This window comes from Terriglobales bacterium (assembly GCA_035454605.1).
In the GTDB taxonomy this organism is placed as follows: domain Bacteria; phylum Acidobacteriota; class Terriglobia; order Terriglobales; family Acidobacteriaceae; genus DATMAB01.
Genome location: DATIGQ010000201.1, coordinates 1 through 12,211 on the forward strand (window position 1 = coordinate 1; position 12,211 = coordinate 12,211).

General features: G+C 64.8%; 12 protein-coding genes. 7 read left to right on the plus strand and 5 right to left on the minus strand.

What is annotated here, in order from left to right; all coding sequences use genetic code 11:
• Positions 1 to 881 (plus strand): DUF711 family protein (locus tag VLE48_14065; protein HSA94135.1); only part of this gene is annotated, 881 nt, incomplete at its 5' end.
• Positions 882 to 898: 17 nt separating this feature from the next.
• Here VLE48_14065 and VLE48_14070 read toward each other — a convergent pair.
• On the minus strand, positions 899 to 2,422 hold the full coding sequence (locus VLE48_14070) for a DASS family sodium-coupled anion symporter (GenBank protein HSA94136.1): 1,524 nt from the start codon (positions 2,420 to 2,422) through the stop codon (positions 899 to 901).
• A gap of 90 nt (positions 2,423 to 2,512) precedes the next feature.
• On the opposite strand from VLE48_14070, the gene VLE48_14075 reads away from it, so the two are divergent.
• Positions 2,513 to 3,856 carry an NCS2 family permease gene (locus VLE48_14075; GenBank protein ID HSA94137.1) on the plus strand — a complete coding sequence of 448 codons (1,344 nt, stop codon included), beginning with the start codon at positions 2,513 to 2,515 and terminating at the stop codon, positions 3,854 to 3,856.
• A gap of 63 nt (positions 3,857 to 3,919) precedes the next feature.
• On the plus strand, positions 3,920 to 4,696 hold the full coding sequence (locus VLE48_14080; protein ID HSA94138.1) for an FAD-binding oxidoreductase: 777 nt from the start codon (positions 3,920 to 3,922) through the stop codon (positions 4,694 to 4,696).
• Between the two features lie 44 nt (positions 4,697 to 4,740).
• Here VLE48_14080 and VLE48_14085 read toward each other — a convergent pair whose 3' ends face one another.
• From VLE48_14085 to VLE48_14100, 4 genes are read right to left on the minus strand one after another with little or no spacing between them, the layout of a single operon-like run.
• Positions 4,741 to 5,820: a HEAT repeat domain-containing protein gene (locus VLE48_14085; GenBank protein HSA94139.1), complete on the minus strand. Its 1,080-nt coding sequence runs from the start codon at positions 5,818 to 5,820 to the stop codon at positions 4,741 to 4,743.
• 9 nt (positions 5,821 to 5,829) lie between these two features.
• Entirely contained in the window at positions 5,830 to 7,104 is a 1,275-nt protein-coding gene (locus tag VLE48_14090) for a HEAT repeat domain-containing protein (protein ID HSA94140.1), read from the minus strand.
• Positions 7,101 to 7,865 (minus strand): hypothetical protein, encoded by a 765-nt coding sequence (locus VLE48_14095; protein ID HSA94141.1) that lies wholly within the window; start codon positions 7,863 to 7,865, stop codon positions 7,101 to 7,103. Before VLE48_14095 ends, VLE48_14090 begins: the two co-directional genes overlap by 4 nt.
• Positions 7,862 to 8,488 (minus strand): sigma-70 family RNA polymerase sigma factor, encoded by a 627-nt coding sequence (locus tag VLE48_14100; protein HSA94142.1) that lies wholly within the window; start codon positions 8,486 to 8,488, stop codon positions 7,862 to 7,864. The genes VLE48_14095 and VLE48_14100 overlap by 4 nt, the downstream gene beginning before the upstream one ends.
• A gap of 73 nt (positions 8,489 to 8,561) precedes the next feature.
• Here VLE48_14100 and VLE48_14105 point away from each other — a divergent pair, with 73 nt between their 5' ends.
• Genes VLE48_14105 through VLE48_14120 form a run of 4 tightly spaced genes read left to right on the plus strand, consistent with a single transcriptional unit; the run spans position 8,562 to position 12,095 of the window.
• The gene (locus VLE48_14105; protein HSA94143.1) at positions 8,562 to 9,461 is read left to right on the plus strand and encodes a class I SAM-dependent methyltransferase; all 900 of its coding nucleotides are present in this window, start codon (positions 8,562 to 8,564) and stop codon (positions 9,459 to 9,461) included.
• Positions 9,458 to 10,675: an aminotransferase class I/II-fold pyridoxal phosphate-dependent enzyme gene (locus VLE48_14110; protein ID HSA94144.1), complete on the plus strand. Its 1,218-nt coding sequence runs from the start codon at positions 9,458 to 9,460 to the stop codon at positions 10,673 to 10,675. Before VLE48_14105 ends, VLE48_14110 begins: the two co-directional genes overlap by 4 nt.
• 41 nt (positions 10,676 to 10,716) lie before the next feature.
• Positions 10,717 to 11,100, plus strand: coding sequence for an EVE domain-containing protein (locus VLE48_14115; protein ID HSA94145.1), 384 nt, complete (start codon positions 10,717 to 10,719; stop codon positions 11,098 to 11,100).
• Positions 11,100 to 12,095, plus strand: a complete 996-nt coding sequence (locus VLE48_14120) for a hypothetical protein (protein ID HSA94146.1) — start codon at positions 11,100 to 11,102, stop codon at positions 12,093 to 12,095. Before VLE48_14115 ends, VLE48_14120 begins: the two co-directional genes overlap by 1 nt.
• The last annotated feature ends 116 nt before the right edge of the window (positions 12,096 to 12,211 follow it).

Here is a 12,211-nt window from a genome sequence, read left to right on the forward strand (position 1 = left end):
AGGACTCGGATGACCCGGTGCAGGCCGATTTGCTGGCGGACATCCTGCGCAACACGAAGGCGCTGAACGCGAGCCTCACCGTGGCAGACGAGCAGGGTGTGCACTGGAGGGGCGTCCGCGCGGCGGCCCGGCTCATCAAGACGCTGAGTGAAACGGCGCCGCAGGCGAATTTCAGTTTCGCGGCCACGGCGCGTGTTCCTTCCGGCACGCCGTTCTTCCCCGGCGCCTACCACAACGGCGAAGGGCATGAGTTCGCCGTCGGGCTCGAATCGGCCAACGTGGTGGCGGAGGCGTTGGCCTCCTCGCGTGACCCTGAACTGGCGCGCCGCGCGCTGGAGCTGGCGCTGGGCCAGTACGCCGACCAGGTCGAGCAGATCGCCTTCGTCGTAGAGAAGCGCACCGGATGGAAATACGGAGGCCTCGACCTTTCGCCGGCGCCGCTGAAGCAGGTTTCCATCGGCGCGGCCATTGAAGGCTTCACCGGTCGGCGTGTGGGCTCGAGCGGAACCATGACCGCCGTGGCCATGATCACCGGAGTGCTGCGTTCGCTGCCGGTGAAGCACGCCGGATATTCGGGACTCATGTTGCCGGTGCTGGAAGACGAAACCCTGGCCCGGCGCTGGAGCGAAGGCGCCGTGACGGTCGACGAGTTGCTGGCCTATTCGTCCGTGTGCGGCACCGGCCTGGATACCATTCCGCTGCCGGGAGAGATCACGGTCGAGCAACTGGAGCGCATGATCGGCGACATGGCGACCATGGCGGTGCGCCTGCAGAAACCCCTCTCCGCCCGCCTTATGCCGGTGGCAGGAAAGAAAGCTGGGGACAAGACGGAGTTCGACGATCCGTTCCTGGTGAACGCTACGCTGCAGCCACTGCCCTAGTAAGGATGACAAGTTCCTTAGCGCAGGAACGGCACCAGCAAGTGGACCACGGTTACGACCACAACGATTCCCACCACGTCGAGGAGCAGGCCGTAGCGCATCATGCGGCCCAGCGGGATGTACCCCGAGCCGTAGACGATGGCGTTGCAGGGCGTGGAAACCGGCAGCATGAAGCCCAGGCTGGCGGCGAAGGTCGCGCCGAGAGCGGGTTCGAGAGGGTCCAGACCCGAGGCTCGCGCGATGGCGATGACCACCGGCACAATCATGTTCGCCGAAGCGGTGTTCGACGTGGTTTCGGAAAGCAGCACGGCGGCTATCGCGGAAGCGATGAGCAGGCCGAGAGAATCATGGAGCGGCAGCAGTCCGGTGATGCCGCGGCCCACGGCTTCGGCGAGCCCAGTCTGGAAACTGAGAACGCCCAGGGCGAAGCCGCCGCCGTAGAGCAACACCACGCCCCAGTCGATCTTCACGGCTTCTTCCCAGGTGATGGCACGCCGATCGCCGTCGCCGGGAAGGAGGAAGAGCAGCAGGGCGCCGACCAGCGCCGCCACGGCTTCCGGCAAGCGCTCGTGGAGGGCGCGATAGGCGGCGCTATCGGCGCCTGCCAACAGGCCCACGAAGCCCGGAACCACCCAAAGGACAACGGTCACCAGGAATGCCGCCAAGGTGGATTTCTGCCCGCGAGTCCATGAACCCAGCTTCTGCTTCTCGCGGTGAAGCATCTCACTACCGCCGGGAATCTCTTTGACGCCCGCGCCGCTCAGGTAATTGAGGTAGGCAAAGAGGAAGAGGTACAACAGCAGAACCATGGGAGCGCCGATGACCACCCAGCGGAAAAAGGGGAAATCGACGCCCGCGAGTTGGCGAATGAAGCCCAGGCCGATCAGGTTGGGCGGCGTGCCGATGGGCGTGGCCAGGCCTCCGATCGAGGCCGCAAACGAGGTCATCAGCATGAGCGCGGTGGCGTAGCGGCGCGAAGTAACGCCGCCCACACCGTCGGTGAACTCGAACAGGAAAGCCAGGATCGACATACCGATGGCGAACATCATGGCGGTGGTGGCGGTGTTGGAGATCCAGGAAGAGGAGAATGCCGTCACCGCGCCAAAGGCGAACAGAATCCGTCCCGGCCGCGCACCCACCCAACGCAGGGACAGCACGCCGAAAGCCAGCCTCCGATGCAGGTTGTGGACGAACAGAGCGCGCGCCAGGATGAAGGCGCCGATGAACAGGAACATCAAGGGGTCGGCGAAAGGCGCAAACACGTCTTTGGCGGGCGCCACTTCGAGCAGCACGCAGGCAGCCGCGCCGGCCAGCGCCGTCACGGGCAGCGGCAGCGCCTCGCTCATCCACAGAATGACCACGGCCACCATCACCGCCGCCAGACGATGGGCCGCGGGGGGCAGGCCGGGAAACGGCGCGAGCAACATGACAACGAAGACAGCCGGCGCCAGCCACAGACCCACACGTCGCCGCAAGCGCTCGAAGCGCACTTCGCCGGCGCTCAGCTTTTCCAGCGCGCGATGTGGCGGGTCCAAGCCCACGGGCGAGCAAGGTAAATGGCCCGACAAACGGAGTCAACGCGGGACCACCGGCTCTGAGGAGACGGTTAGGGAATCGAGTCCCGCTCCGTTATGCTTTCCGCGCTTCCCCAGGAGGACGCCATCGGCAGCCGGATCCGCTCCTACTTCCAGTTCGAGGCGCACCACACGGACCTTCGCCGCGAGGTGATCGGCGGCACGACCACGTTTTTGACCATGTCGTACATCATCGTGGTCAACCCGGCGATCCTGAGCGCGGCCGGCATTCCGGCGGGTCCTTCCGCGGTGGCCACCATCCTCACCGCCATCTTCGGCACGCTGCTGATGGGCTTGTACGCGCGGCGGCCATTCGCGGTCGCGCCCTACATGGGCGAGAACGCCTTCCTGGCCTTCACCGTGGTGGGTCTGCTGCACTATTCCTGGCAGGCGGCACTGGGCGCGGTGTTCCTGGGGGGCCTGCTTTTCGTGCTGCTCACGGTGATGCGCGTGCGGCAGTGGCTGGTGAGCGCGGTGCCGCCGACGCTGCGCTACAGCTTCGCGGTGGGTGTGGGACTGTTCATGACCTTCATCGGGCTGAACGTCAGCGGGATCGTGAAGCTGGGCACGCCGGGCGCACCGGTGCACATCGGCGACCTGCGCTCGGCGGCGCTGCTGGTTTCGGTGTTCAGCTTCCTGCTGATGGCGGTGCTGATGATCCGCCGCGCCCCGGGCGCCATCCTGCTCGGCATCCTGGGAAGCACGGTCGTGTCCTACGTCGCCGGAGTCGCCGCGCCTCCGGAGAAGCTGCTGAGCATGCCGCCCAGCCTGGAACCCATCTTCCTGAAGATGGACCTGGTGGGCGCGCTCGACCTCGGCTTTTTCGCTGTGGTGCTGACGGTGTTCGTCATGTCGTTCGTGGACACCATGGGAACGCTGATCGGCGTGGCGGCGCGCGCCGGCTTCCTGGACGCCGAAGGGAACCTGCCGCAAATCGAGCGGCCCATGCTGGTGGACGCGCTGGCCACCACTTTCGCCGCCGCCGTGGGCACCACCACGGCCGGCGCGTACATCGAATCGGCGACGGGCGTGGAAGCCGGCGGGCGCACGGGTTTTTCCGCGGTGGTGACCGCCGGGCTGTTCGCGCTGGCGCTGTTCTTTTCTCCGTTCGTCGCGGCCATCCCGCCGCAGGCCTACGGGCCGGCGCTGATCATCGTGGGATTGTTGATGCTGGAACCCATCACCCGCATCAACTTCTCGGATTTGACCGAGCTGATTCCGGCGTTCGCTGTGGTCACCCTGATGAGCTTCACCTACAACCTGGGCATCGGCATCACCGCCGGGTTCGTGCTCTATCCGTTCGCCAAGCTGGTGGCCGGACGCAAAAGCGAGGTGCGCTCCGGGATGTGGGTGCTGGGATCGCTGTCGCTGCTGTTCTTTATTTTCTATCCCTACGCGTAGCCAGACCGGCTCGCGGGGATGGTAAGCTTTGGAACCCTAAACCACCTTGCGCGAGGTGCAGGAATGGCTGCAGGCGACGACAAGTTCTACCGGCCCCGGATCCTGGAACGCAAAGATTTCGCTCCCGACCTGTGGAGCATCCGCGTGGACCCGGGCGGCGAATTCCAGTTCTCTGCCGGCCAGTACGCCACCCTGGCCGTGCAGACAGAGAAGAAGCTGGTGCAGCGGCCGTACTCCATCGTCTCCTCGCCCTATGAAAAAGAGATCGAGTTTTTCTTCGAGCTGGTGCCGCAAGGCGAGTTGACGCCCCTGCTCTACAAGCTGCAGCCCGGCGATGAACTGCTGATGCGCAAGGCCTCCAAGGGCCACTTCACCATCGACTTCAAGAGTGGCCGCACCCGGCACCTGATGCTGTGCACGGTGACCGGCATGGCTCCCTACGTCAGTTACCTGCGCACGCTGTATCGCGACTGGAAGGACGGCAAATACCCCGAGCCGCACCGCTTTTTCCTGGTGAGCGGGGCCAGCCGCTCCTGGGAGATGGGCTATCTGAGAGAGACCGAGAAGATCGCAGCTGAAGTGCCGTGGCTCACGGCGGTGCACACCGTCAGCCGTCCGTGGGAGGACCCGGAGTGGAAGGGCGAAACCGGGCGCGTGGATGATTTGATCCGCAAGTACGCCGACCTTTGGCAGCTCGATGCGACCGGGACCAGCGCCTATCTCTGCGGTCATCCTGACATGATCGAGCATGGCAAGGGCATCCTGAAACGCAAGGGCTTTGCCAAGGAAACCATGAAGGAAGAGGTGTACTTCATTCCCGGCAAGGGCGGAGCCAGTTAAGAGTCAGCGGCCCTGTCCTTAGCAGCCACACGGGCCACGGCTGTCTAGTGCAAGAGCACGTCTTCCAGGAAGGCCAGGGCGCGAGGATCGTCCGATTCTCCCAGCCAGAGGATTGCTTCCTTGCGCACCTCCGGATTCTTGTGCGTGCGCGCCAGCTGGATGAGCAGCGGGACACCTTCGTTGTGGGGCATCTCGCTGAGCGCAAAGACGGCTTTCTTCTTCACTTCGGTTTCCGGATCCCGTTCAATGGCCTCGACGACTTCGCCTGCCACCTTCTTCCCGGCCTTCTGTGCCATCCAGTGAAGCGCCTCTCCACGCACCTTGGCGATTGGGTCGGTACGCGCCACACGGATCAACTCGGGAATCGCCTCCGCTTCATTGGTTTCCGAGAGGACGAAGGTCAGATGCTCGCGCATGCGGGAATCCTGCTCCCGCCGCAGCAAGTCGCGAACGAACTCAAAACCGTGACGGCCGCGCTGCTGGCCGATCCAGAATGAGGCCTTCTCCCGAAGCTGGTAGGGCTGACCAGGCGCGGCGAAGCGCTCCAGGATAACGTCGGCTTGCGGCTCGTCGTGCGCAGCGATGGCCCACAGGGCGTCATCGGCGAAATCTTCCCCGCTCTTGCCGGCGGAGGCGGAACCGACCAGCGAGGCCAGGAAGCGCAAACTCTCGGCAGGCGGTACGCCGGTGAGCCAATGCAGCGGCAGCCCGCCACCAGCGAGGGCGCAGTCCGCGGTGAAGACGCGGACCTTCCTGATCCTTTCACCCTCAATGCGGAAGAGCACATTGAGCTGGCCGGAGCTCCTCTGCTGGCACGGATGGCGGTCGGAGCTGGTGTACACCTCATTCTTGCCTTCCAAGCGGCAACCACTGCAACAGCCCATGGATTTGGCGAAGCTCGATCCGGAGCCGAGGCAGCAGATGAAACTCGCGCCCGGCGCCAGGGGTACGGTATAGCCCAACCACTCGGGCCCGCGGCGAGAAGCCGTAAGAGCTTGCACTTCCTTTTCCAGCCCGGAGGAAGCGTGCGTGTCCATGCGGGCGTCCTTCACGGTCGGCTGGGCGGAGGCCACAGCCAACAGGCCGAAGACGACAGCGAGCGGGACCAGACCGTGTCGCAGCATCGAATGCTCCTATTTGCTGAGAATCTCCTGCATAAAGTCGGTGGCTTCGCGCGAATCCATGTTGGCGAGTTTTTCGACGATCTCCCGCCGCAGCGCCGGGTCGCGCTCCTTCCGGGCAAGGTCGATGAGGGCGCGGGCCTCGTCCGAGACGAACAGCGCCTCGATGACCTGCTCGCGAACCCCGTGGTCGGAGTCCGAAGCGTAGATGGCAAGCAGAGCCTCGCGCGCCTTGGGACCTCCGGCGACGCCGAGTCCCTCGATGGCCTTGCGCTTGAGATCCGGGTTGCGCTCGCTGCGCGCGATCTCGACCAGTTGAGTCTGGCCCTCGGATACGCCCAGCGCCTGCAGGACGTCTTCTTTCAGATCCGGTGACGATTCCCTATACAACTGCATCAGCGCCTCAGAAGCCCCGGCAACGCCGAGCCCCTCGATCGCTTTGCGACGAAGTCCGGGATTGCGCTCGCCGCGGGCAGCTGCCAGAAGGCGGTCGCTGGCATCGGAGATGGCAAAGGCCTGCAATACGGCGCCCTTGACCTCCGTGCTGGTTGTGCCGGCATACACACGGCTCAGCACCTCTAGATTCCCCGTTCCGCCTTCCGCGCCCAGGAATTCGATGGCCTTGATCTGCGACTCTGGGTAGAGCTTCCCGGAGGCGACCTGGGCGATGATTTCCCGTGCGCGCGGAGAGTCGGACTGGGTAAGCACGAACAGCGCGCGCTCCTTCAGGCGGGCGGAGTGGTTGCCTTGCAGAAACTTTTCCAGGAGCGGCACGGCGCGCTCGGGATCCATGTTCATGAGTCCGTTGATGGCCAGGAGCTTGAGGTCCTCGTCGGCAACCGACTCCGGCTGGACTTCCTGGCCGCTGGCCTGACGGATCTCCAGTTGCAGGGCTCCGGCCTCCTTGATCCAGCGACTGTCGGCGTAGGTACGGCGCAATTCGGCCAGCGTCGCCAGGGCCTCCGCGTATTGGCGCTGTTTGCTCTGCGCGTAGGCTGTCCAGTAGAGCGCAGCCGGGGCGCGGCGGCCGCGCAGCTTTGCAGCCTGACGGTAGGCTTCGGCCGCATCCTGCCATTCGCCCTGGTTGAGGAGATCCGTTCCCCGCTTGTAGAGCCGATCCTCCTCCGAAACCGGAGTTGCGGGCGTAGCCGCAGTGGCGGGCTTAGCCGCAGTGGCGGGCGCGGCCGCAGTGGCGGGCGCGGCCGGCGTGGCGGGGGTGGCGGCAGTCTGAGAGGCGGCGGTGGCCGTCACTGAGATCCAGATCAGAGCGGTTACAAAGTGTTTCATGTTCTCCCCTTGGGAATGGCGCTGGGCGCGGCCTTACTCCTGCGGCGCGCCTGTGTGGCCAGAACGCGAACCTTGAAAAGAATCCCCTGCGACTGGATGCGGTGCTGAATGGCTTCCAGATCACGCGGGGAAAGCTCCGACGGGCTGTTGGCGACCTCGATCAGAACGCGTTCCAACTCGTCGAGCACCTGTGCGGTGCCCGTTTCACCGGCGCGCGCGGCCGCCTGGCGGTAGAGACGGTTGTCCGCAATCAGGCCGCGGGCCTGCTGCTGCTCGGCCGAAATGTCCGCTCCGCCGTCGGGCTCGGCGTGGGCGAGCTCTACCAGGATCATTTGCGAACGTTCCAGGTGGTTTCCCACCGCCACCAGCAGAATGCGCTCCTTGGCAGGAGCAGAAACCACGGCAGGAGCCAGCGCAGGCTCTGGCCGCGGCCAGTAGCGTCCGGCGAGGAACGCGGCAAGCACCAGAGCCGCGGCCACGGCTGCGCGCATCCAGATGGGACCGGCAACCAACGACCTCCACAGGCGCGTCAGTCTAGGCTCCGGGGCGAGACGCGGCGCGAGCCGCCGCCAAACGTGTGCCCCGTAGTCTTCGTCACGTTCAGGAAGGGGGAGCGCGCTCACGCTCGCCAGGCTGCGTTCCAGAGCCGCATAAGCGGCGCGGCAGGCAGCGCAGGATTCCAAGTGCTGGCGAGAAACGCCTGCATCTTCGGTCTCACCGTAGTACAGAAGCACAAGTTGGTCTTCGCTGAGATGGCTCATGAGCGGGATCCTGCCACCGGCTCAAGATGCCGGCGAATCTTCTTGACCGCGCGAAAGACGCTGTTCTTGGCGTTGTCCCGTTTCACGCCCAGCAAGCTGCTGATCTCCTCCAACGACATGCCTTCAAAGTGACGCAGCACAAACGCGGCGCGCTCTACCGGGCTCAACTGGTGCATGGCGATTGCCAGGCGCCGGCTGACCTCCTGGCTGAGTACTTCGCGCTCCGGCCCGGGAGCCTCGGAAGCGAGCGGCAATTCGTGCATGGGTTCACGCTCCGGGTCGTACAACGGCACCTCTTCGGCACGCTGACGCCGGCTGATCACGTCCAGCGAACAGTTGGTGGCGATGCGGAACAGCCACGTCTTGAAGCTGGAGCGCGACTCGAAACCATCCAGCCGGCGATAGGCGCGCAAGAAGGTCTCCTGCACGATTTCCTCCGCGTCCTGGACGTTGCCTGTCATGCGATGCCCCAGGCGGAAAAGAGCACGGCTGTGGCGCTCCACGAGACTCCGGAAAGCCTCGCGATCGCCCTGGCGAACCTGCGCCACAATGGCGGCATCGCTCTCTTCCATCCACACCATTAGACCGCGGAAGTGGCCAGCGGTAAGGCAAAAGACGCGCATTCTGCGTGGCCGGCGGGCCCCCTGGTTCCCCACGTGCAAAGTGGAGGCCGGCGCTGCTATAAGTGTGGGTTCCATGGCCAAGGCCCTGAAGCGATTCGCGCGGCGGAACGGGTTCCTGTACGTGCTGTACAACATCCCGCGCCTGCTGAAGGGCTACTATCCGATCTTCCTCGACTACGCGGTGCGGCCGGTTCCGCGCTACGGCTACGGCAAGCCTCCGCACCCGCAGCTCTATGAGTTGTTCTCGCGAGAGCGCCAGCGTTATCGGCAAACCTTGCAGAGCTTCCTGACGCTGGAACCGTTCCTGGTGAGGATTCCGCTGCGCGCGGAAAAGAATTCCGCCGATCCCTGCTGGATCAACAACTGGCTGGACGGACTGGACACGCTGGCGCTGTACTCGCTGGTGGCGCAGCGCAAGCCGGCGCGCTATATGGAAGTAGGCTCAGGCTATTCCACCAAGGTGGTGCGGCGCGCGCTTCGCGACCATGGGCTGAGCACGCGCGTGATCTCGATCGATCCGCGGCCGCGCGCCGAGATCGATGCCCTCTGCGACGAGGTGATCCGCCACGGAATGGAAGACGTGGCGCTGGCACGCTTCGACGAGCTCGGCCCCGGCGATATCCTGTTCGTGGACGGCTCGCACCGCAGCTTTATGAATTCCGACGCGACGGTATTCTTTCTTGACGTGCTGCCGCGGCTGAAGCCCGGCGTGCTGGCGCACATCCACGACATTGACCTGCCGTACGACTACATGCCGGAGCGCGCCGAGTGGTACTACTCGGAGCAGTATCTGCTGGCCGCCAGCCTGCTCGCCGGGCACCAGAACTACAGCATCGTGCTCCCCAATGCGTTCATCAGTAAGGAGCCGGACGTGATGGAAGCTTTGCAGCCTTTCTGGTCACGATCGGAGTTGAAGGGCGTGCCGCCGAAAGGTGTCTCCTTCTGGCTGGAAACGCGCGGAAAGACGGAGTGATCAAGACCATCGTGCCTGCCAAGAACCAAGTGTCCACGAAGCGGATGGTCAGCGAGAAAGCGGAGCGGTTCACGGAGAGCGTGATCCGGGAGATGACGCGCCAGGCGATGCTTTACGGCGCGGTCAACCTGGCGCAAGGCTTTCCCGACTTTCCCGCGCCCGAAGAGGTCAAGCTCGCGGCGCAGCGAGCCATCGCCGCCGACATCAACCAGTACGCCATCACGTGGGGCGCAAAGAGCCTGCGCGACGCCATCGCGCGGCAGATGGGAGTGTGGCAGGGACTCGAGGTCGATCCGGAACGTGAGGTCACCGTCTGCTGCGGCTCCACCGAGGCCATGATCGCGGCCATGATGGCGGTGACCAACCCGGGCGACGAAGTGGTCATTTTCGAGCCCTTCTACGAGAACTACGGGCCGGACGCCATCCTCTCCGGCGCTACGCCTCGGTTCGTGAAGCTGCGTCCGCCCGAAGACCCTGCGGGCGAATGGACGTTCGACCGCGACGAGTTGCGCACAGCCTTCAACCAGCGCACCAAGGCTATCATCGTCAACACGCCCAACAATCCCACCGGCAAGGTGTTCACGCGCACCGAACTGGAGTTCATTCGCGACCTGTGCGTGGAGTTCGACGCGCTCGCCCTCACCGATGAGATCTACGAGCACATCCTTTACGACGGCGCCGAACATATCTCCATCGCGCGCCTGGACGGCATGCGCGAGCGCACCGTGACCATCAACGGGATGTCGAAGACCTACAGCGTCACCGGCTGGCGGGTGGGCTGGGCGGTGGCGGCCCCGCCGTTGACCGGAGCCATTCGCAAAGTGCACGACTTCCTCACCGTAGGCGCTGCAGCGCCGCTGCAAGAGGCCGGCGCGGCGGCGCTGAGTCTGCCCCAGTCGTACTACCAGGAACTGGCGGCAGCGTATCGCGCGCGGCGCGACCGCATGCTGGCGGCGCTTGGCCCCGCCGGGTTTCGCGCCTACGTGCCGCGGGGCGCGTACTACATCATGACCGGCACTCGCGACTTCGGCTTCGCTGACGATGTGTCCTTTGCGCGCTATCTGGTGCAGGAGGTTGGCGTGGCCGTGGTGCCCGGCTCCAGCTTCTACAGCAATCCACGCGACGGCGCCCAGCAGGTGCGCTTCGCGTTCTGCAAGAGGGACGCCACCCTGGATGAGGCGGGTAAGCGACTGATGAAGGTTAAGAAGAAATAGGAAATTTGTAATCTTGAACTTGTAATTGGTAATTTCTCTCTATGCCCTATCTGTTGAAAACCGAACCGTCGGAGTATTCCTTCGACGACCTGGTGCGCGACAAGAAGACGTTGTGGGACGGCGTAACCAACCCCGTGGCGCTGAAGAATCTGCGCGCCATGCAGCCCGGCGAGAAGCTGGTGATCTACCACACCGGCGACGAGAAGCGCGCGGTGGGCACGGCGTCGGTGGTCAAAGTCGATGCCAGCGATCCGAAAGCGCCCCAGGTGATCCTGGAAGCGGGGCACGCCCTCAAAACGCCGGTGACGCTCGCCGAGGTCAAGGCGAATCGCCTGTTCGCCGATTCGCCGCTGGTGCGCCAGGGCCGTTTGTCGGTGGTTCCACTCAGCGACGCGCAGTACAGGTTCCTGACGGGAGGAAAGTGATGCGCCTACGCTGCTTCGCTGTTTTCCTGTTGCTGGCAGGCGCCGCCGTGTTGGCCGCGGGGCCAACCGGCGAGGTCGACGTTCAGATTCGCGAGTGGGACGTTCCGACGGCCTCTTCCCGGCCGCATGACCCGGCTATCGCCCCCGACGGAGCCCTGTGGTACACGGGCCAGAACGCCAACACGCTGGGCCGGCTGGACCCGAAGACGGGCACGATCCGCGAGTATGCGATGAATACGCCGCAGTCGGGTCCGCACGGTTTGGTGGCCGATGCCGAGGGCAACATCTGGTACACGGGCAACTACAAAGGACATGTCGGCAGGCTCGATCCAAGCACCGGCACGGTGACCGAATATCCCATGCCGGATGCGCGAGCTGTGGACCCGCACACGCCCATCTTCGACCAGAAGGGCGTGCTGTGGTTCACGGTGCAACGCGGCAACATGGTCGGACGGCTGGATCCGAAGACCGGCAAGGTGGAACTGCGGGAATCGCCCACGCCCAACTCGCGTCCTTACGGCATCGTGGTGAACTCCCAAGGCGTGCCCTTTTTCTGCGAGTTCAACAGCAACAAGCTGGCCAGCATCGATCCGAACACCTTGAAGATCACCGAGTACACGTTGCCGGAAGGGGCGCGGCCGCGGCGTTTGGCCGTCGCTTCCGACGACACCCTCTATTACACCGACTACGCACGCGGCTACCTGGGCCACCTGGACCCGAAGACCGGCAAGGTGGAAGAGTGGGCCACGCCGGGCCAGCCCCTGCCCAATCCCTACGGGATCGCCATCACGCCGGACGGCATGGTGTGGTTCAGCGAAGCGGGCGTCACTCCGAACACCCTCGTGCGCTTCGATCCGCGCACCAAGGCGTTCCGGAGCTGGCCTATCCCCTCCGGCGGCGGCGTGGTGCGCCACATGATCGGCACGCCGGACGGGCGGCTGTATCTGGCGTGCAGCGGCGTGAACAAGGTGGCGGTGGTGGAGATCCGTCAGTAGCGTTTCACGCCCATGATCTTCCACACCGGCTCGTTGTCGGCGTAGACGCGCCACTCCGCCACCAGCCCTTCCCGCACGACGGCGAGCCAGGCCGCGGGAATCACCCAGCGCCGCTC

What these genes read in the sequence shown, in the direction of transcription:
- VLE48_14075 (HSA94137.1), top strand. Translation starts at nt 2,513, where the DNA reads ATGCTTTCCGCGCTTCCCCAGGAGGACGCCATCGGCAGCCGGATCCGC.
- VLE48_14080 (HSA94138.1), top strand. Translation starts at nt 3,920, where the DNA reads ATGGCTGCAGGCGACGACAAGTTCTACCGGCCCCGGATCCTGGAACGC.
- VLE48_14085 (HSA94139.1), bottom strand. Translation starts at nt 5,820, where the DNA reads ATGCTGCGACACGGTCTGGTCCCGCTCGCTGTCGTCTTCGGCCTGTTG.
- VLE48_14090 (HSA94140.1), bottom strand. Translation starts at nt 7,104, where the DNA reads ATGAAACACTTTGTAACCGCTCTGATCTGGATCTCAGTGACGGCCACC.
- VLE48_14095 (HSA94141.1), bottom strand. Translation starts at nt 7,865, where the DNA reads ATGAGCCATCTCAGCGAAGACCAACTTGTGCTTCTGTACTACGGTGAG.
- VLE48_14100 (HSA94142.1), bottom strand. Translation starts at nt 8,488, where the DNA reads ATGCGCGTCTTTTGCCTTACCGCTGGCCACTTCCGCGGTCTAATGGTG.
- VLE48_14105 (HSA94143.1), top strand. Translation starts at nt 8,562, where the DNA reads ATGGCCAAGGCCCTGAAGCGATTCGCGCGGCGGAACGGGTTCCTGTAC.
- VLE48_14115 (HSA94145.1), top strand. Translation starts at nt 10,717, where the DNA reads ATGCCCTATCTGTTGAAAACCGAACCGTCGGAGTATTCCTTCGACGAC.
- VLE48_14120 (HSA94146.1), top strand. Translation starts at nt 11,100, where the DNA reads ATGCGCCTACGCTGCTTCGCTGTTTTCCTGTTGCTGGCAGGCGCCGCC.